13 protein-coding genes are annotated in these 18,971 nt (G+C 70.3%); 5 read left to right on the top strand and 8 right to left on the bottom strand.

The window, feature by feature from the left end; all coding sequences use genetic code 11:
• Positions 1 to 2: 2 nt before the first annotated feature.
• The 3 genes from SXIN_RS07755 to eccD form a co-directional block, all read right to left on the bottom strand.
• Positions 3 to 2,243, bottom strand: coding sequence for a polyribonucleotide nucleotidyltransferase (locus SXIN_RS07755; protein ID WP_019709762.1), 2,241 nt, complete (start codon positions 2,241 to 2,243; stop codon positions 3 to 5).
• A gap of 353 nt (positions 2,244 to 2,596) precedes the next feature.
• Entirely contained in the window at positions 2,597 to 2,884 is a 288-nt protein-coding gene (gene rpsO, locus SXIN_RS07760; RefSeq protein ID WP_019709763.1) for a 30S ribosomal protein S15, read from the bottom strand.
• A 166-nt stretch (positions 2,885 to 3,050) separates the two neighbouring features.
• On the bottom strand, positions 3,051 to 4,550 hold the full coding sequence (gene eccD / locus SXIN_RS07765; RefSeq protein ID WP_019709764.1) for a type VII secretion integral membrane protein EccD: 1,500 nt from the start codon (positions 4,548 to 4,550) through the stop codon (positions 3,051 to 3,053).
• 248 nt (positions 4,551 to 4,798) lie between these two features.
• Here eccD and SXIN_RS07770 point away from each other — a divergent pair, with 248 nt between their 5' ends.
• The 5 genes from SXIN_RS07770 to SXIN_RS07790 all read left to right on the top strand — a co-directional run bounded on the left by SXIN_RS07770 (position 4,799) and on the right by SXIN_RS07790 (position 12,882).
• On the top strand, positions 4,799 to 8,770 hold the full coding sequence (locus SXIN_RS07770) for a type VII secretion protein EccC (RefSeq protein ID WP_019709765.1): 3,972 nt from the start codon (positions 4,799 to 4,801) through the stop codon (positions 8,768 to 8,770).
• On the top strand, positions 8,770 to 9,351 hold the full coding sequence (locus tag SXIN_RS07775; RefSeq protein ID WP_019709766.1) for a hypothetical protein: 582 nt from the start codon (positions 8,770 to 8,772) through the stop codon (positions 9,349 to 9,351). The genes SXIN_RS07770 and SXIN_RS07775 overlap by 1 nt, the downstream gene beginning before the upstream one ends.
• A gap of 83 nt (positions 9,352 to 9,434) precedes the next feature.
• Positions 9,435 to 9,935, top strand: coding sequence for a hypothetical protein (locus tag SXIN_RS07780; protein ID WP_019709767.1), 501 nt, complete (start codon positions 9,435 to 9,437; stop codon positions 9,933 to 9,935).
• Positions 9,936 to 9,947: 12 nt separating this feature from the next.
• Positions 9,948 to 12,233: a DUF6571 family protein gene (locus SXIN_RS07785; RefSeq protein ID WP_019709768.1), complete on the top strand. Its 2,286-nt coding sequence runs from the start codon at positions 9,948 to 9,950 to the stop codon at positions 12,231 to 12,233.
• A gap of 7 nt (positions 12,234 to 12,240) precedes the next feature.
• Positions 12,241 to 12,882 (top strand): hypothetical protein, encoded by a 642-nt coding sequence (locus tag SXIN_RS07790; protein ID WP_019709769.1) that lies wholly within the window; start codon positions 12,241 to 12,243, stop codon positions 12,880 to 12,882.
• A 137-nt stretch (positions 12,883 to 13,019) separates the two neighbouring features.
• On the opposite strand, the gene SXIN_RS07795 is transcribed toward SXIN_RS07790, so the two are convergent.
• The 5 genes from SXIN_RS07795 to mycP all read right to left on the bottom strand — a co-directional run bounded on the left by SXIN_RS07795 (position 13,020) and on the right by mycP (position 18,970).
• On the bottom strand, positions 13,020 to 13,319 hold the full coding sequence (locus SXIN_RS07795; protein ID WP_019709770.1) for a WXG100 family type VII secretion target: 300 nt from the start codon (positions 13,317 to 13,319) through the stop codon (positions 13,020 to 13,022).
• 63 nt (positions 13,320 to 13,382) lie between these two features.
• Entirely contained in the window at positions 13,383 to 13,745 is a 363-nt protein-coding gene (locus SXIN_RS07800; RefSeq protein ID WP_019709771.1) for a WXG100 family type VII secretion target, read from the bottom strand.
• Positions 13,746 to 13,844: 99 nt separating this feature from the next.
• Positions 13,845 to 15,059: a S8 family serine peptidase gene (locus tag SXIN_RS07805; RefSeq protein ID WP_238153706.1), complete on the bottom strand. Its 1,215-nt coding sequence runs from the start codon at positions 15,057 to 15,059 to the stop codon at positions 13,845 to 13,847.
• A gap of 1,953 nt (positions 15,060 to 17,012) precedes the next feature.
• A complete protein-coding gene (locus SXIN_RS07815; protein WP_019709773.1) occupies positions 17,013 to 17,447 on the bottom strand; it encodes a hypothetical protein in 435 nt (144 codons plus the stop codon).
• Between the two features lie 257 nt (positions 17,448 to 17,704).
• Positions 17,705 to 18,970 (bottom strand): type VII secretion-associated serine protease mycosin, encoded by a 1,266-nt coding sequence (gene mycP / locus SXIN_RS07820; protein ID WP_019709774.1) that lies wholly within the window; start codon positions 18,968 to 18,970, stop codon positions 17,705 to 17,707.
• Position 18,971: the final 1 nt, after the last annotated feature.

An 18,971-nucleotide genomic window follows, 5' to 3' on the forward strand; every position in this document is an offset into this window, starting at 1 on the left:
GGTCACTTGGCGGCTTCGTCCTTCGTCTGCGGCTGGGCCTCGGGCTGGGCGGCGTCGCCGCCCTCCTCGTCCATGACGGGGATCAGCGAGAGCTTGCCGCGCTGGTCGATCTCGGCGATCTCGACCTGGACCTTCGCGCCGACCTTGAGCACGTCCTCGACGTTCTCCACGCGCTTGCCGCCGGCGAGCTTGCGGATCTGCGAGATGTGCAGCAGGCCGTCCTTGCCCGGCATCAGCGAGACGAAGGCACCGAAGGTGGTGGTCTTGACGACCGTGCCCAGGTAGCGCTCGCCGACCTCCGGCATCGTCGGGTTGGCGATGCCGTTGATGACCGCGCGGGCGGCCTCGGCGGCGGAGCCGACGGCCGCACCGATGTAGATGGTGCCGTCGTCCTCGATGGTGATGTCGGCGCCGGTGTCCTCCTGGATCTGGTTGATCATCTTGCCCTTGGGGCCGATGACCTCACCGATCTTGTCCACCGGGATCTTGACGGTGATGATCCGCGGGGCGTTCGGGGACATCTCGTCCGGGACGTCGATGGCCTCGTTCATCACGTCCAGGATGTGCAGACGGGCGTCGCGGGCCTGCTTGAGGGCCGCGGCCAGCACGGAGGCCGGGATGCCGTCCAGCTTGGTGTCGAGCTGGAGGGCGGTGATGAACTGCCGGGTGCCGGCGACCTTGAAGTCCATGTCGCCGTAGGCGTCCTCCGCACCGAGGATGTCGGTGAGGGTGACGTAGTGCGTCTCGCCGTCGATCTCCTGGGAGATCAGGCCCATCGCGATGCCCGCGACGGGCGCCTTGAGCGGCACACCGGCGTTCATCAGCGACATGGTGGAGGCGCAGACCGAGCCCATGGACGTCGAGCCGTTGGAGCCCAGCGCCTCGGAGACCTGCCGGATGGCGTACGGGAACTCCTCGCGGGTCGGGAGGACCGGGAGGATCGCCCGCTCCGCGAGCGCGCCGTGGCCGATCTCGCGGCGCTTCGGCGAACCGACGCGGCCCGTCTCGCCGACGGAGAACGGCGGGAAGTTGTAGTTGTGCATGTAGCGCTTGCGCGTCTCGGGCGCGAGCGTGTCCAGCATCTGCTCCATGCGGAGCATGTTGAGGGTGGTGACGCCCAGGATCTGGGTCTCACCGCGCTCGAACAGCGCCGAGCCGTGCACCCGCGGGATCGCCTCGACCTCGGCGGCGAGGGTGCGGATGTCCGTGACACCGCGGCCGTCGATGCGGACCTTGTCCTTGATGACGCGCTCGCGCACCAGGGACTTGGTCAGCGCGCGGTAGGCGCCCGAGATCTCCTTCTCGCGCCCCTCGAACTGCGGCAGCAGCTTCTCGGCGGCCAGCGCCTTGACCCGGTCCAGCTCGGCCTCGCGGGCCTGCTTGCCGGGGATGGTGAGCGCCTGGGCGAGCTCGTCGCGGACCGCGTGGGTCAGCGCCTCCAGGACGTCGTCCTGGAACTCCAGGTAGAGCGGGAACTCGCCGACCGGCTTGGCGGCCTTCGCGGCGAGGTCGGCCTGCGCCTTGCAGAGCGCCTTGATGAAGGGCTTCGCGGCCTCCAGACCGGCGGCGACGACCTCCTCGGTGGGCGCCTCGGCGCCGCCCTTGACCAGCTCGACGGTCTTGGTGGTGGCCTCGGCCTCGACCATCATGATCGCGACGTCGCCGTCCTCCAGGACACGGCCCGCGACGACCATGTCGAAGACGGCGTCCTCGAGCTCGGTGTGGGTGGGGAAGGCCACCCACTGGCCGTTGATCAGGGCGACGCGGGTGCCGCCGATCGGGCCGGAGAAGGGCAGGCCCGCGAGCTGGGTGGAGCAGGAGGCGGCGTTGATCGCGACCACGTCGTAGAGGTGGTCGGGGTTGAGCGCCATGATCGTCTCGACGATCTGGATCTCGTTGCGCAGGCCCTTCTTGAAGGAGGGGCGCAGCGGCCGGTCGATCAGGCGGCAGGTGAGGATGGCGTCCTCGGAGGGGCGGCCCTCCCGGCGGAAGAACGAGCCGGGGATGCGCCCGGCGGCGTACATCCGCTCCTCGACGTCGACCGTCAGCGGGAAGAAGTCGAGCTGTTCCTTGGGGTTCTTGGAGGCGGTGGTGGCCGACAGCACCATGGTGTCGTCGTCCAGGTAGGCCACGGCGGAGCCGGCGGCCTGACGGGCCAGGCGGCCCGTCTCGAAACGGATGGTGCGGGTGCCGAAGGAACCGTTGTCGATGACGGCCTCGGCGTAGTGGGTCTCGTTCTCCACCAGGAAAATCTCCTCGTCTGCGTCCCCCTGCCCGTGTGGCGGGGGACGATGGCGGCGGAGCGTCCCTGCCGCTCGCCCCGCGGGCCGGGCCGGTCTTCGATCGAAGCCTCCGGAGACGGCTGCCTCCGACGGCCACTACCGAGGACCGGCGCCTGTGGCGCGGTGCTGCGGTGGGGTGGCGCTCCCCCTCATACGTTGTTCTCTTGTTCCGACCAGACTACAAAGCTTCCGCTTCCGTCACACGACGGAGCGGTCCGGCCGGTGTCCGGCGCTGCGCGGCGCACAGGCGCACGGACGGCGCATACGGCGAAGGGAGCGGCCCCCGGCGTGGGAGCCGCTCCCTTCACGGCGTCTTACTTCGCGCCCGCCGCGCCGCGGCGGATGCCCAGGCGCTCCACGAGCGCGCGGAAGCGCTGGATGTCCTTCTTCGCCAGGTACTGCAGCAGCCGGCGGCGCTGGCCGACCAGGAGCAGCAGACCACGGCGGGAGTGGTGGTCGTGCTTGTGGGTCTTGAGGTGCTCGGTGAGGTCCGAGATGCGGCGGGTGAGCATCGCGACCTGGACCTCGGGGGAACCGGTGTCACCCTCCTTGGTCGCGAACTCGGCCATGATCTGCTTCTTCGTAGCGGCGTCGAGCGACACGCGGTACTCCTCTGTGGTGTTCGATGCGCCCACGAGTGCCCCTGGTCTTGGTCTCAGGGGGGCTTCCGTGACTCGGAGGCGGGGGTCCGATGAGCGCTGCGCCCAGAGCCCGCGGGGCTCCGGGGGTGCGTACACAAACGGCCGTCACACAGCGTACCAGCACCGCTCAGGAGGTCAGCGCCCGGAGGGAGTGGTAGACGTCGAAGACCGCGAGACAGAGCGGGATCAGGGTCAGCAGGACGAAGGCCTCGGCGATCTCCAGGAACCGGCCCCAGAACGGGGTCACGCCCTTCCGGGGCACGATCAGCCCCAGGGCGACGACCACCGCGGCGACCGCGGCGATCGCGGCGGCGAGCCAGACCGTGCGAAGGTCCAGCGCCGCGCCGTCGCCCCGCAGGGCATCCCGGACCAGCGCCGCGGGCGGATTGAGCGCGAGCCCGAGCCCGAGCAGCACCAGCGCGCCGAGGCCGGCGGCGAGGGCGCAGCCGACCTGCGAGGTGTAGCGGAAGAGGTGGGCGCGCATCAGCAGGGCGACGCCCGTCGCCAGCGCGAGCAGCTGGCCCCAGACCTGGCCCGAGAAGCCGAGCACGGCGGCCGAGCCGACGGCCACCAGCGCGCAGCCGCCGACCAGGCCGACCAGCAGCTCGTGGCCGCGCCGCGCCCGGGCGGCGACGCGCTCGGCGTCCACCGGACCCTGGGGGTCCGGGTCCGCGCCGTAGTCGCCCCTGGTGGTGCGCGGCGGCTCGAAGCCGATGGGGAGCCGGGCGAAGCGCGTGGAGAGCCCGGGCAGGAAGGCGAGCGCGCCCACGGCGAGCGGGGCGCAGACGGCCGCGGTCTCGCTCGCCGTCATGCCGGCCGCGATCGCGGTGAAGGTCACCAGCAGTCCGGTGGCGGAGGCGAGGAGGAAGGCGACGAACGGGCTGTCGCCGCTGGGGGCGGCCGCCGTCAGGATCACCGCGAGGACGAGAACGGCGGCACAGGCGAGAAGGAACTGCAGCTTGCCGACGCCCTGGCCCGCGGCCGGGGGCAGCAGGCCCGCACCGGCCACCGCGGCGTTCGCCAGGGCGCCGAGGCCCAGCGCCACCGCCGAGCCCCGGTCGTCGTACACCCGTGCGCGGACGCCCGCGAAGGCGAGGAGCAGGACGCCGGCGACGGCCGCGAGAATGCCGGGGAGGCCGTGGGTGTCGTGGCGCGGGGCGGCCGCCCACAGCACGAAGGCGAGCAGCACCAGCAGCACCGAACCGCCGAAGAGGCCGGCGCCCCGCATCAGGTCGTCCGTCCACAGCGTGCGGTCCCGGGCGACGGCGGAGGCGACGGCGTCCGACACGTCGTCGAAGACCGCCGGGGGCAGGGATTCGGCGAAGGGGCGCAGGGCGAGCAGTTCGCCGTCGAGAATGCGCTGCGCGGCGAGGGACCGCGCGCCGTCCAGCACGGTCCCGTTGCGGCGCACCAGGTGGTATCCCACCGGGGCCCCCGCCTCGGGGCCCTGTCCGGAGAGGCGGAGGACCTCGGGGCAGAGGTCGGCGACGGGGATGTCGTCCGGCAGCGCGACGTCGACGCGGCCGTCCGGCGCGACGACCGTGACCCGGCAGAAGCCGGTTCCGCCGCCGGGCGGAGTCGCGGAGGGCGGTTGCCCGGCTCCGGTGGCCGCGGCTGGGGCCGTCATACTCACCTGCTGCTTCCCCTCGTCCTTGCTGGTGGCTGCGGGCCGCGGCCGCGGAGCGCGGGCCGTGGCGGGCGCGTCCCGAACGGCCGGGCCGTCGCGGGCAGTTCGTGGCCGGGTAGCGGGACGCCGCGCCACCCTACCGCCCGTCCGTCACTCTGTGCGCCAGTAGGATCGCTCCGCGCGGAGGGTCCCGTCACCGCGGGGGTGCCGAACGCGATGTGTCTGTCCGGCAAGGGAATTGGTGAGCAGTGAGCCAGATCGTCGTCAAGCGCCCGCCACGGGCCCTGCCCCCCGAGGTGTCCGACGAGGAACTGCGGCTGCAGCCGCCCCCCGAGCTGCCGAGAGGCCAGCAGGAGGGCGCCCTCATGCAGTTGCTGCCCATGCTGGGCATGGGCGGATCGGTGGTGTTCTTCTTCATGACGCCCAATCCGATCATGCGGATCATGGGCATGGTGATGATCGCGTCGACGGTCGCCATGGCGATCGCGATGCTGGTCCGCTACCGGCGCGGCACCCAGGGGCAGCTGGCGGACCTGCGGCGCGACTACCTCAAGTACCTGACGCAGACCCGGCGCGCGGTGCTCCGGACCGCGCGGCTCCAGCGTGCCGGGCAGTTCTACCTGCACCCCTCGCCGGAGCAGTTGTGGGCGCTGGTCGCCGAGGGCAGCCGGGTGTGGGAACGCCGGATCGGCGACGAGGACTTCGGGCAGGTGCGCGTCGGCCTGGGCAGCCAGCAGCTCGCCACCCCTCTCGTCCGCCCGGAGACGGCACCCGTGGACGACCTGGAGCCGCTCACCGCGGACGCGATGCGGCGGTTCCTGGCGACGCACTCCACGCTCGACGGTCTCCCGATCGCCGTCTCCCTGCGCGCCTTCTACCAGCTGACCGTCAGCGGCGAGCCGGAGTCCGCACGGTCCGCGACGCGCGCGATGGTGGCCTCCCTCGCCTCGCTCCACTCGCCCGAGGACCTCGTGATCGCCGTCGCCGCCGGCCCCGAGGAGGCGCGGCACTGGGAGTGGACGAAGTGGCTCCCGCACGTCCAGGCCCCCGGGCCCGGGGACGGCGCGGGGAGCCGGCGGCTCATCACCACCGACGCGCACGAACTGCACGACCTGCTGGCCCCGCGGCTGGAGGGCAGGCCCCGCTTCCAGGGCGCCGCGCACCCCCTGCTGGACCGCCCCCACATCGTCGTCGTCCTCGACGGCCGGTCGGTGCCGCCGGTGTCGCCCTTCGCCGCGGCCGAGGGCCTGCAGGGCGTGACGCTGATCGAGGTCGCGCCCGGGGAGACCGGCGGCCCGCGCGGCGGCCTGTCCGTCGTGGTGCACCCGGACTCCCTCCGGCTGGAGTCCGGGCACGGCCAGGTGTACGACGGGGAGCCCGACGCGATGAGCCCGGAGGCGGCGGAGGCCCTCGCCCGCCAGCTCGCCCCGCTCCGCGTCGCCACGGGCGGGGACGACGCGGAACCCCTGCTCGCCAACCTGGAGTTCACCGATCTGCTGAACCTGGGTGACGCCGCCTCCGTCGACGTCGCCCGGACCTGGCGGCCGCGGTCGCAGTCCGAGCGGCTCCGGGTGCCGATCGGCGTCGGCGAGGACGGCACACCCGTGATGCTGGACCTCAAGGAGGCGGCGCAGGAGGGCATGGGCCCGCACGGCCTGTGCGTCGGCGCCACCGGCTCCGGCAAGTCGGAGCTGCTGCGCACCCTGGTCCTGGGCCTGGCCGTCACGCACTCCTCGGAGACCCTCAACTTCGTCCTCGCGGACTTCAAGGGCGGCGCCACCTTCGCCGGGATGTCCCGCATGCCGCACGTCGCCGCGGTGATCACCAACCTCGCGGACGACCTGACGCTCGTCGACCGGATGGGCGACTCCATCCGCGGCGAGCTCAACCGGCGGCAGGAGATGCTGCGCGACGCCGGCAACTACGCCAACATCCACGACTACGAGAAGGCGCGCGCCGCCGGGGCCGCGCTGCAGCCCATCCCCTCGCTGGTGCTCGTCATCGACGAGTTCAGCGAACTCCTCAGCGCCATGCCGGACTTCATCGAGATGTTCGTGCAGATCGGCCGGATCGGCCGCTCCCTCGGCGTCCATCTGCTGCTCGCCTCGCAGCGGCTGGAGGAGGGCCGGCTGCGCGGTCTGGAGACCTACCTCTCGTACCGGATCGGCCTGCGCACCTTCTCCGCGGCCGAATCGCGCGCCGCGCTCGGCGTCCCGGACGCCTACCAGCTGCCGAACGTCCCCGGTTCCGGCTACCTCAAGTTCGGGACGGACGAGATGGTGCGGTTCAAGGCGGCCTATGTCTCCGGTGTGCACCGTGCCCCCTCGCACCGGGCCGCCGCGCCCGGAGGACCCCTCCCCGTGGACCGCAGGCCGGTCGCGTTCACCGCCGCCCCGGTGCCCGTCCGGTACGCCGAACCCGCCGCCCGTCCCCGGGTGCCCGACCAGCGGCGCCCGGAGGACGACGCGCTGGCCGACACCGTGCTCGACGTCATCGTCCGCCGGCTGGAGGGGCGCGGCGCGGAGGCCCACCAGGTGTGGCTGCCGCCGCTGGACAACCCGCCGCCGCTGGACGAGCTCCTGCCCGGGCTCGCGGGCGTGCCGGGCCGCGGGCTGACCCGGCCCGGGTACGAGGGCGGCCGGCTCGTCGTCCCCGTCGGTGTGGTCGACAAGCCGTACGAGCAGCGCCGGGACACGCTCTACCGGGACTTCTCCGGCGCCGCCGGCCACATGCAGATCATCGGCGGCCCGCAGTCGGGCAAGTCGACGCTGCTGCGCACGCTCATCGCCGGCTTCGCGCTGACCCACACGCCGCAGGAGGTGCAGTTCTACGGACTCGACTTCGGCGGCGGCGGCCTGTCCTCGATCGCCGGCCTGCCCCATGTGGGCGGAGTCGCCTCGCGTCTGGACCCCGAGCGGGTGCGGCGGACGGTGGCCGAGGTGTACGGCATCCTGACGCGGCGCGAGGAGTACTTCCGCGGCGCGGGCATCGACTCCATCGCCACCTACCGCCGGCTGCGGGCCCGCGGCGACATCTCCCCGGAGGACCAGCCGTGGGGCGACGTGTTCCTGGTCATCGACGGCTGGGGCAACTTCCGCAGCGACTACGAGGGCCTGGAGCACGCCGTCCTCGACATCGCGGCCCGCGGACTCGGCTACGGCGTCCACCTCGTCCTCACCGCCTCGCGCTCGATGGAGGTCCGCGCCCACCTCAAGGACCATCTGATGAACCGGCTGGAGCTGCGGCTGGGTGACACGATGGACTCCGAGCTGGACCGCAAGGCGGCCGCCAACGTGCCGACCGGCGTCCCGGGCCGCGGTCTCACCCCCGAGAAGCTGCACTTCATGGCCGCGGTGCCGCGGATCGACTCCATCAACTCCGACAGCGACCTCTCCGAGGCCACGGCCGCGATGACCCAGGAGGTCGGCCGCCACTGGACCGCCCCGGGAGCCCCCGAGGTCAGGCTGCTCCCCCGCGAGCTGCCGGCGGAGAACCTTCCGGCGGGCTCGGCGCACCCGCAGCGCGGGGTCGCCTTCGCCATCGACGAGAACAACCTGGAACCGGTCTTCGTCGACTTCGAACGCGACCCGTTCTTCCTGGTCTTCGGCGAGAGCGAGTCCGGCAAGTCCAACCTGCTGCGGCTGCTCGTCAAGCAGCTCACCGAGCGCTACGACGGCGACTCCTGCAAGCTCCTCGTCGTCGACAACCGCCGCGCGCTGCTGGACGTCACCCCGGCCACGCACCTGGCCGACTACGTGCCGATGTCCAACAACATGGACCACCACGTGGAGGCGCTGGCGGACCTGATGAAGCGCCGCACCCCGCCGGCCGACGTCACCGCCCGGCAGCTCCGCGACCGCAGTTGGTGGAGCGGCCCCTCGGTGTACGTGATCGTCGACGACTACGACCTGGTCTCCACATCCAGCGGCAACCCCCTGGCACAGCTCACGGAAATGCTGCCCTTCGCGCGGGACGTGGGGGTGCGCTTCATCATCGCCCGCAGCTCGGCCGGCGCGAGCCGGGCCGCCTACGAGTCCTTCATGCAGCGGATGACGGAACTCGGCGCGCAGGGCGTGCTGCTCTCCGGTGACCCGCAGGAGGGAGACGTGCTCGGCGGCGTCCGGATGCGCCCGATGCCGCCGGGCCGGGGCTTCTTCGTCTCGCGCCAGCGCGGCAATCCCCTGGTGCAGACGGGTCTGCTGCCGACGGAGGTGTACTGATGATCGGCGCCGCCGTCTTCACCGGTGCCTTCGCGGTGGCGTTCCTCGCCTTCGCCCTCTTCGTCGACCCGCGGAAGCTGTGGTGGCGCTTCCGGGCCCGGCACTTCGAGCACCCCGAGGCCCACGAGCCGTCGGCGGCGTCGTTCATGTGGCGCCGGGTGCTGCTGGGAGTTCTGGGGCTGGTCCTGGTGTGGCAGTGCGTGGAACTGCTGCGCCTGGCGGGGGTCTTCAAGACCGGCCCGGACCACGTGGAAATCCTCGAACGCGTCGAGAACGCGGCGCTGAACCTGGAGACCGGCAAGGACGGCGGACAGCACAAGATGCCGGTGGGCGAGGGGTCCTGGGGCTTCTTCATCGACCCACGGCTCAAGGGCCCCGGCGACGACCCGGTCGCGCATCTCGTCTCCGCGACCGACGCCGAGGGGGACGGCGAGGACGTGGAGCGCTACGAGATCGACGGCATATGCCTGACGGTCAGGGCGACGCCGGATCCGGGTCAGTCCGAAATGGATGACGCCATCGACAACCTCACCTATCGCGTGAAGACCGACGTTGTGGACAGTCCTTGCGAGGAGTCGTAGGCCATCCCTAGGTTGAACCAGTTCTCGGCCGCGCTGGTCTGGCGGTCCGTCAGTAAGGCACACGGGGGAAGGAGCACCCGCGGATGGCGTGGGACGAGTGGGAGCAGTTGAAGGCCTCGGCGGCCGAACGGCAGTCGACGCAAATGCAGTTGAACCGGTTGCCGGATGAGGACCGGCCGAACACGGGCACGGCTCCGGGGGACCTCCAGGTCCACCAGAAGGACCTCGCGGAGATCGGCGACGAGGCGTTCAAGCTCTACCAGGACCTGCTGAAGAAGGCCCGTCCCCAGGACACCAGCTCCGCGGGGTCCGACCTCGACCAGCAGGGCTTCGCCCTCGGCGCCGCACTCCGGCACGTCTCGACCCGCTGGGACAAGCAGCTCGGCTCCCTCCTGGACGCCTGTGCCCTCATCTCGAACCACATGGAGTTCTCCAACAAGGTGCACGGCGAGGACGACACCCGGATCCAGCGGCACGTGAGCAGCATCCACACCCTCGACCAGGGCTTCGACGAGTCGTACGCGCCCCCGGGCCAACCGAACGAGGTGTACGGCCCGAAGGACGAGAAGGACAAGAAGGACTAGGGGGAGCAGCCAATGGACTTCGAAGCCCTTCACTCGGCCAACTTCGCGAAGCTCGACACCACGGTCACCGAGTGGGACACGCTGGTCAACCATCTCAAGATCCTGGAGGAGGACGCCCGGAAGGGACTGCGCGGCAAGGCCAACAAGGCCAACTGGGCCGGCTACAACGCCACCGTCTCGCGCGAGTTCATCGGGAAGACCGCCGGGGAGTTCGACGACGCCCACACACAGGCGCAGTCGATCCGGAACATCCTCCGCGACACCCGCAACGAACTGAAAACCCAGAAGACGGAACTGCTGGAGGCCATCGCTCGGGGCAAGGGGAACCACCTCCTGGTCCGGCCGCAAGGCGGCGGCTTCACCGTGCAGGACCCCGACAACAAGGCGGTGGGCGGCCAAAAGGCCGTCGACGCCCTGCGTGACGTACTCCAGGGCATCCTCGACAAGGCCACCGAGATCGACACCACCGCGGCCGCCTCCCTCAAGGCCCTGGTCGACCTCACCGACTACGGATTCTCCGGGGCACAGTACAAGGACCGCGACGCGGCGGCCGCAGCCGTCAAGAACGCCGAGCAGTTGGCCGCGCTGGCCAAGAAGAACCCAGAAGACCGGAGCGTCGCGGAATTCGACGCGCTCGTCGCCGGGCTGACGAAGCACTCGGGCGACGAGATCTTCGCCGAACACTTCGCCTCGACACTCGGCGCCAAGGGGACCCTGGAGTTCTGGGCCGGGATCAACGATCCGTACCGGGGCCGGGAGATCGGCCAGGAACGGCTCGACCAATTCGACGACCTCCAGAAGCACCTCGGCCTCACGCTCGCCACGGCAACCCAGGCCGACACCGCCGAAATGGCGACGTGGAAGCGCGAGATGATCAATCTCGGCGACCAGCAGGTGGGCAAGGGCGGCTACACGGTGGGCTTCCAGGTCATGAGCAACCTCATGCGCTGGGGGAACTACGAGGACCGGTTCCTGACGGAATACGGAACCGAGCTCATCAACACCGAGAAGAAGATGAGCGGCAACGGCCGCCACATGCCGACCGGATGGGCCCACATGGGGATGGACCCATACCTCAACCGCACCGGAACCGACTCGGGCTCGGACCCCATGACCGGCTTCATGAAGGCCCTGTCCAACAGCCCCGACGCGGCCACGGACTTCTTCAACGGCACGTTCGTGACGAAGGACGAGGACCACGACTTCGAGCGCGACACGGACGGCAACGGCAAGAACGGCAAGGTCGGCCTCACCAACTTCCAGTACCTCTTCGAGGAGCGGGATTGGCCCCCGGAGCGGGACATCAAGGGCGAGGAGAGCATCACGGGGCGCAACAACCTCGCGCTGGCCCTGGAGGCCGCCACCACGGGCCATCCGGCCGGGGAGATGCCGACGATCGACACTCCGGCGCACAACGCGGACCAGGCGAGGCTCGTGGAGAGCGTCTTTGCCTCGGTCTCGGAGAATCCGAAGCGCATCACCGATCACGCCTACATGTCGGACAGCCTCGGCCAGATCTCCGCCGAGTACATGCCGGACATCCAACGGGGCCTGCACCCCGGTTCCGAAGGCGAGGAAAAGCTATTTCCGGTGGCAGGCGAGGCAGCGAAGCTCGGTGAGAACGAGATCACCCGTGTCCTCTACACGGTAAGCCAGAACCCCGACGGTTACGCCTCCATCAGTGCCGGGCAGCACAGCTACACGACATCGCTGATGGAGTACCACTTCCGTAATCCTGAGGCGTATCTCGCCGACCCCAACTACAGCGAGGGCGAGAACCTCAAGAAGACCATCGAGGACGTCGCGCGGGTCGGCGGCGAAATCCAGGGCACCATCGGCGCCGGTCGTGCGTACGCCAATGAGCTGGAGGGTGGCGCCGAGGACAACGACTTCAACGAGGCTCTCAAGACCACGAGCACATGGGTCGGCAGCGGTGTCGGAATCGGCGTGGGCATCGCGACGGCCCCCGTCACCGGTCCCGGCGGCATCGTGGCCGGAGGTGTGGCGGGCACAGCCACCAATGAGATTCTCTCTGCGCTCACCGAAGGCCTGATGAAGGACAGCTCTGACGAGGTCATCTACCGCAACGGCGAGGATCTGAGCGCCACCAGGGACTCCACGTACACCCTTATCGAATCGGCGGCGCAGAAGGCCGGGGAGGCCGCGGACAACCCGTCGCCCCATGTCGTCTCCGCCGCGGCCACGGCTGCGGAGCAGGGATTCAACAACGCCAAGAGCAATGTCAAGGACGCTTTCGACGGTGAAGGCGTCCCCAGGCAACTGGATACAGAGGACTGACAGACACATGAGCGCCAAGTCCACGAAGCTGGCGATCCCCTTGGCAGCACTGCTGGCCGTCGCCTTGGGGGGTACAGCGGCATACGTCCTCGGAGTCCCGCCGTTCGAGGAGCGCGGCGACATTGGCGCGGAGAGCGTCTGTGAGTCGCTGGGCGATCCCGAGAAGGCCGCACCTGCACTGGAACGGGTCCTCCCCGACTCGCCCGAGTACTCGTTCGACGACACCGTGAGCGGCGGAAGCGTTGCCCAGGGGGATTCCAATTACACCGCCGACTGTTTCGTCTCCGGCAACGGCAAGATTCTGCTCAGCGCCAGGACGGAGTTGGTGCCGGTCGGCTCCCCGGGAGGTACGCCGGAGGATTGGGCGTCCGAGGCCCTTGACGGCAGCAGCCCGGAAGAGGAGGAGACCTTCGCTGCCGGTTCGAAGGGGGTGGTCTCGGCGGACAGGGCGGCCGTGCTGGTGCCGTGTGCCGGGCCCGGGAACGTTCCGGGAGGCTCGTACAGCCTCAGTGTCGTCGTCGACGGGAAGGGAGCAGACGGGGAGAGCGGCTCCCGGGTGCGCCGGGGACTGACCGATCTCGCCGTCGGGGCGGCCCAGTTCTCCCACGAGAAGGCGGGCTGCGACCTTCCGTCCGAGCTGCCGAGCTGACCAGGCGGTTCGGGTTTCCTGTCCTTGCCGGGCAGACAGTGGGCGGCGGAACGCAAGAACGGCGGGGTGGGCGCCTCCCGTGCGCGTCCATCCCGCCGTTCTTGTGCTGTGTGGCTGCTCTGCCGCCGGGCCGGTGCTCAGAAGTGGCTTGCGGCCTTCTTGTCGCCGGCCTGGTAGGTCGGGCCCGCCTCGCGGACCGCCTTCGCGATGCTCTTCAGGGCCTGCTGGATGATCCGCGTCTCCTTGTCCCACTTCGCGTGGGCTCCGTCGGCCGCGGTCTTGGCCTCGCCCTCGAAGGTGTTCGAGACGGCCCGGATCTTCTTCTGGAGGGCTTCGAGCGACTCGTCCAGCCGCCGCGCGCTCACGTCGATGCTGTTGGCTGCTTCGTCGAGCGAGGAGTAGGTGACGAGCATGATGTCGCCGTTGTTGTTGGCCATGTGACTGCTCCTGGTGGCTTGGAAGTCGGGAGAGGGACGGAACGCGCGAGATCGCGTCCCTCGTCAGTACTTGGCGATGTTGGAGACGGCCTGCTTCTCCGCCGCGGCGTCGCCGGAGAAACCGGCGGTCACGTCGACCCCGCGCAGGGCCGCCTGGACCTCGTCCTCGGTGTTGCCCGCGGTGGTACGGGTCACCTGGATCGCTTCCTGGAAGTTGAGCAGCAGGCGCGAGATGCGGACCATGGCCTGGTTGATCTCGTTCTGCTTCAGGTCGAAGGCGCCCGCACCGACGCCCTTCCAGCGGCCCTCGAGTCCGTCGATGGTCCCCTGGAGCTTCTTCACCTCGCCCTTGATGCTCTCGAACTGCGTGGTGATCTCATCCTGGAAGAGCTTGAGATCCTGATCGCCGACCTTCTGGACCGTCATATGTCCTTCTTCCTCTGTTGGGTTCCCTGTGGGACGCGGCCGCCTCTTCCGGGCAGCGCGCGGGGGATCAGTTGTTTCGGGTGCCGGAACGGCCCGGAGTCACGCGCCGCGCCGTCGGCGGAGTACGAAGAGGGCGCCGCCGGCCAGCGCGGCCGCTGCGGCCACTCCGCCGAGGATGATGCCGAGGCTCCCGCCGCCGGCCTTCTCCTCTGAGCCCGCCACGGCTGCCTCGGCTCCGGGCTTGCCCTCCGGGGCCTTCGGTGACGGTGATGCGGAGTCCTTGGGCTGTTGCGACTGCTTCTGCTCCTCCGCAGCGCCGGGGCCGGTCTTCTTGTTCGTCAGGGGGTTGATATCCGGATCACCGGGCTTGCCGATACCGCGGTTGATATGGGCGCCGGGGCGGACGATGCCATGACCGAGATAGTTGCTGACGGTGCCCTTCTTCCACCCTTCTCCGCGTCCTGCGGACTCCAGCATGACGCGGAGGACCTGGTTGGCCGTCCAGTCCGGATGCGCGGACCAGATCAGAGCGGCGGACGCGGAGGCGAGAGCGCTGGCGGCGCTGGTTCCGCCGTCGCCGTCGCAGTAACGCGTGAAGGTGCTGTCGCACCAGGAGGGAATGGAGTCCCCCGGAGCGGCGAGATCCACAAACTCCCCGTGCTGGGAGTAATCGGCCACTTCACCGCCCGGGCCCATGGCGGCGACGCTGACCGCGGCCGGGTAACTGGCGGGGTAGTTGGCTTTGTTCCCCTCCTTGGCGTTGTTACCGGCCGCGGCGAAGAAAAGTTTCCCTTTCTTCAGCGCGTACTCGACCGCTTCTTCGTCATCGGAAATGGGGATGTCAACGCCAAACGACACGTTGATGATGTCCGCATCGCTCTCAGCCGCCGCCCTGATGGCATCCCTGATGCTCCAGGTATTGACCTTGCTGGCCCCCTTTCTCTTCTCCAATTCGCTTTCCACGACGCGGAAGGGGATGATCTTGGCGTCCGGCGCAAGACCGCGCAGCCCTCCTCGCCCTTTGCCGGCGATCAACTCGGCCATGGTGGTGCCATGGCCCTCGTAGTCATCGGTGGCCTCCCCCTCCGTGCCCGTCAGATCGCGGCCCTTCTCCACCTGCCCCTTGAGCGACGCCGTGGAGGGATTGACTCCCGTGTCGATGACAGCGACCTTGATGCCTTTCCCAGTGGCCGTCTTCCAGATCTCCTCGGCGTGCATGGCCTTCAGATACCACTGCTTCGACTGCACATCGGCGGCTGCAGCGGCAGGTGCAGCGCCGATGAGGGCCGTCCCGAGGAGTCCCACCGCGGTCACGGTGGAGAGAATCCGCCGGAGGAGATGTCGGGGCCCGGGCCACCGCACCTGCGTCATCACTGCCGTCATCCTGACTTCCGAACCTTCCAGTGTTTATTCGATCACCGGTGGCACGGCACCACGCCGCCGGCCCATCCGCTCGTCCTCGGTCAGGTGATATGGGCGTTCCGGCTCGGGGCGCTGCCGGTCCTCGTTCCCGGACGGGCTCTGCCCGGCGGGCCGCTGACCGGAACGCTCACCGGCAGCTGTGCCCTGTGAGCCCGCCCGGGATCCGGTGCCGCCCGTCCCCGTGCCGCCGCCGACGACATTGCTCGACGAGGGAGCGCCGCGACCGGCGGCCGGGGAGGTCCCTCTCGGCGGGCCGACACCGACCACGCCTTGCTGGTGGTGCCGCGCACTGGAAGGACGCCGCGTGGTGTCGGGCACTCCGCCGACGACAGTTCCCCGGGGGACGCGCGCTCCGGCGGGGCCGGCAGGACCGGGCTGAGGCGTGCCTCCGACAATGCCGGCTCCCCGGCCGACGCGAGGACCGGCCGGGGAGCCGGGGCTTCCTGCCGTGAACCGGCCTGCCGTCCCCGGGTGCGCGGCCAGAGGTGTCCGGTCCCGCGTCGCACCGGGTCCGGGACGTCCGGATGGTGTCGGCCCGGGCGTACCCGGCCGCCCACCCACCGGAGTTTGGCCCCGGGGGCTGGTCGCGGGTGTACGTCCGGTGGCATTCGCCGGAGTCCCCATCGGCCCCGGACGTCCCATGGGACCGGGGTGTCCCGTGGCCTGGCCCGTGGTGGGAGCGCCGGGCATACCGGGCCGCCCAGGCATTCCGGTCACACGTCCGGGCGGCGTGGAGGCCGGCCCTCCGGCTGGTCCGGGCCGCCCGGTCGTACGAGGTACCCCAGGGCTTCCGGATCGGGGAGACCCCGGTGTACCCACCGTGCGGGGCGGGCCGGGGTGGCGTCCGGGATTGCCGAAGTTCGGCCCCATGGAGGGCCCTTGGTGGTCACCGGCCGTGCCGGGGGCGGGAGCCGTCGGCGCGGGACCTCCGGGTGCGGTGGGCGCCGGAGGGGTCTGGACACTGTCGATCTCCATCGAAGGGCTCGGGACCGGAGGCCGCCCGTCGAAACCGGTCCCTGCGCGAGACGCACCCGCCGCCCCAGTGGCTTCCATCTCCTGGTGAACCGCTCGCGGCTGGGAGGCGTCCGAAGCTCCCGCCCCCGTGGAAGCCTGGCCTGTACCAAATGCGTACGGTGCGGACGCCGGCACCGGCACCGGCGCATTCAGCGCCCCCGGGGGCTTCGGGGGCTCCTGGGAGGCCAGTCTCTCCTCCGAGACCGCGTAGAAGGACGCCAGGCGGTTCATCTGGTTGATGGCCTCCTGGCGGTCCTTCTCGACCTGGAGAGCCTTCTGGTACTCCGGATTGTCCTCGGTGCGTTCCGGGGCGGCGAAGTCCTCGGGCTTCTTCTGCACGATCCGGCCGTCGCGCGGCGGCCGGGCGCTGCGCACGGAGGAAAGGCCCGTGCTCGCCACCTTCATCTGGGTGCCGACCGCGTTGGCAAACGTACCCAGTTCCCAGGCGTACTTGACCAGTTCCTGTCCGTACCGCTGGAACTCGGTGGCCGCTTCGCCCTTCCACTCGGTCTTCGCGACGAACTTGCTGAGATCGTCCGCCGCATCGTTGAGCGCTTTCGTGGCGTTCAAGAGAGATCTTCCGGCGTCCTCCAAGTCGGAGGGGTTCGCACTTTCCAGAAGGTCGAGCATCGGATTAAGCCGCGCGCCTTCGAAGTCCGTCCGGCCGAAGACACTCTTGCCGGGCCCGAGGCCGAAGGCTCCCCGGAAGAAGTCCGGCATCCGCTCCATCATGTCGGCGGCGCCGAACTCGGTCCTGATCTCTGCCGCGTCAGCCTTCTGCTGCTCCTCGGGAGTCAGCTCGGGCTTCTGGTCCTCATCGCTCATCAGCGATCACCCCAGTTCCGTGGTACCGCGCGTGACGTCCTGACGGGGCTGCTCCGGAGGTGCCGCCTCGTCCCGCTCCGCTTCCGCCTTCGCCGCCGCCTCCAGTCGCACCCTGATGTCGTGGAACCGGCGTCGCAGGTCCTGCTCCACGTTGTCGAAGCCGACGTCCGCGGCGTGGACGGCGATGCTCAGCATCTCGATCTGGTCGCCGAGGGACCTGGAGAGCTCGACCAGCGCCTTGTGGACGCGGTTGTACTGCAGGTAGAAGCCGTCCGCCTCGGCGAACGGCAGGCTCGTGCCGCTGAACGAGGCGCGGGTGACTCGCTCCAGCGCCACCTTGGAGGTGCCGCCGTCCCCGCTCTCCAGCTCCGTCAGCAGGCCGTCGACCCGGGACCGGAACTTCTTGAGGGCGTCCACGCCCAGTTCGAGGTCAGTCGCCACCGCTGCCCCCGCCGTTCACCGCTCCGAGCACGAGTGCTCATCCTCCCCGTTTTCACTGCAACAGCCGTCACGACGGGCCGTGGTGTCCGGCCTTCAGCCGACTGCGGTCAGCCAACCGTAGCCACTGGGTGTGACAGTCCCAAGTCTCTTTCGGTCCCGCCGGTACTTCTCCGGTGTTCGTGCGGGAGCAACCCTAGACCCATCCCGTGTGCACGGGTTGACGGTACGTCACGGTCGCGGGTCGCCGCACGGCTCCGTCAGTCCTCCGCCCCCGCCGCGGCCCGTCCTCCCGTCCGCCGGCGCCAGTCGCGCAGGGCCACCGCGCCGCCGCTGATCGACGCGACCAGCACGCCGCCGCCCACGAGGACATAGGTCGCCAGCCGCACGTTGCGCTCCTCCGGGGTCTCCCCCAGGTGCAGTTCGGCCGGGGTGGGTGCCTCGGCCTTGGTCAGGCCCTCGCGGGCGCGTGGCTCCCGGACGGGTGCGTCGTCCTCGGTGAGGGCGCGTACCGGGTCGACGACGCCCCAGCCCACCAGCCGGTCGCGGCCGGCGACGGAGCGCTCGGCCGTCTGCTGGAGCTGGGCGGTGATCTCCTCCTGTTCCCAGTCCGGGTGCTTGCCCTTGACGAGCGCTGCGATCGCGGCGACGTAGGGGGCGGAGAAGCTGGTGCCGTTGTCGGCGCAGTGGCCGCCGCCGGGGACGGTGGAGACCATGTCGACGCCGGGGGCCGCGATGCCGACGAAGTCGCCCGACTGGGAGAACGGGGCGCGTTCGTTGTTGCGGTCGGACGAGGCGACGGCCAGGACACCCGGGTAGGAGGCGGGGTACGTCTTCTTGTCGTTGCCGCCGAGGCCGTCGTTGCCCGCCGACGCCACGACCACGATGTCCCGGGCCAGCGCCGCGTCGATGGCCTGCTTGAGCGCCGGGTCCGGCTCCACGGCATTGGCCGTGTCCTGGGAGATGTTGATCACGTCGGCCTTCTCCGCCACCGCGTGGGCGATGGCCGCGGCCAGGGTGGCGGCGGTGCCGTGGCCCTCGGCGTCGTTCTGCTGGATGGGGATGATCGTCGCGTCCGGCGCCAGGCCGACGAAGCCGGTGCCCTTCGCGGGGCGGGCGGCGATGATCCCGGCGACCTTGGTGCCGTGGCCGACCGTGTCGGTGGTGCCGTTCTCCTTGCCTCGTTCGAGCTTGTTGCCGTTCTCGTCCTCGAGGTCCTTCGGCAGCAGGTTCCTGCCGCTTCCGGCGTCCACGGCGTCCCGGAGCTGGGGGTGGCGGGCGTCGACGCCGGTGTCGATCACGGCGACCCGGACCCCTTCACCCGTCGACTGCTTCCACAGCTCGTCGAGCAGGACCCGCTGGAGCGCCCAGGGACGGCCCTCGTACGGCTTTCCGGGGAAGGTGCACTGGCCCGGTGTGTCGGCCGCAGCGGGGGCCGCCGACAGGCCGGTGAGTGTGAGCGCGGCCGCGGCCGCGGCGGTGAGCGGGCGGCGGTGGGCGGGGGACAGACGGTGGATGAGGGTCATG

Origin of the sequence: Streptomyces xinghaiensis S187 (assembly GCF_000220705.2) — a bacterium.
Taxonomy (GTDB): domain Bacteria; phylum Actinomycetota; class Actinomycetes; order Streptomycetales; family Streptomycetaceae; genus Streptomyces; species Streptomyces xinghaiensis.

Bases quoted from the DNA above. Each gene is read 5' to 3' on its own strand.
- SXIN_RS07800 (WP_019709771.1), bottom strand. From the start codon at position 13,745: ATGACGGTCCAGAAGGTCGGCGATCAGGATCTCAAGCTCTTCCAGGAT.
- SXIN_RS07785 (WP_019709768.1), top strand. From the start codon at position 9,948: ATGGACTTCGAAGCCCTTCACTCGGCCAACTTCGCGAAGCTCGACACC.
- SXIN_RS07780 (WP_019709767.1), top strand. From the start codon at position 9,435: ATGGCGTGGGACGAGTGGGAGCAGTTGAAGGCCTCGGCGGCCGAACGG.
- mycP (WP_019709774.1), bottom strand. From the start codon at position 18,970: ATGACCCTCATCCACCGTCTGTCCCCCGCCCACCGCCGCCCGCTCACC.
- SXIN_RS07795 (WP_019709770.1), bottom strand. From the start codon at position 13,319: ATGGCCAACAACAACGGCGACATCATGCTCGTCACCTACTCCTCGCTC.
- eccD (WP_019709764.1), bottom strand. From the start codon at position 4,550: ATGACGGCCCCAGCCGCGGCCACCGGAGCCGGGCAACCGCCCTCCGCG.
- SXIN_RS07775 (WP_019709766.1), top strand. From the start codon at position 8,770: ATGATCGGCGCCGCCGTCTTCACCGGTGCCTTCGCGGTGGCGTTCCTC.
- SXIN_RS07790 (WP_019709769.1), top strand. From the start codon at position 12,241: ATGAGCGCCAAGTCCACGAAGCTGGCGATCCCCTTGGCAGCACTGCTG.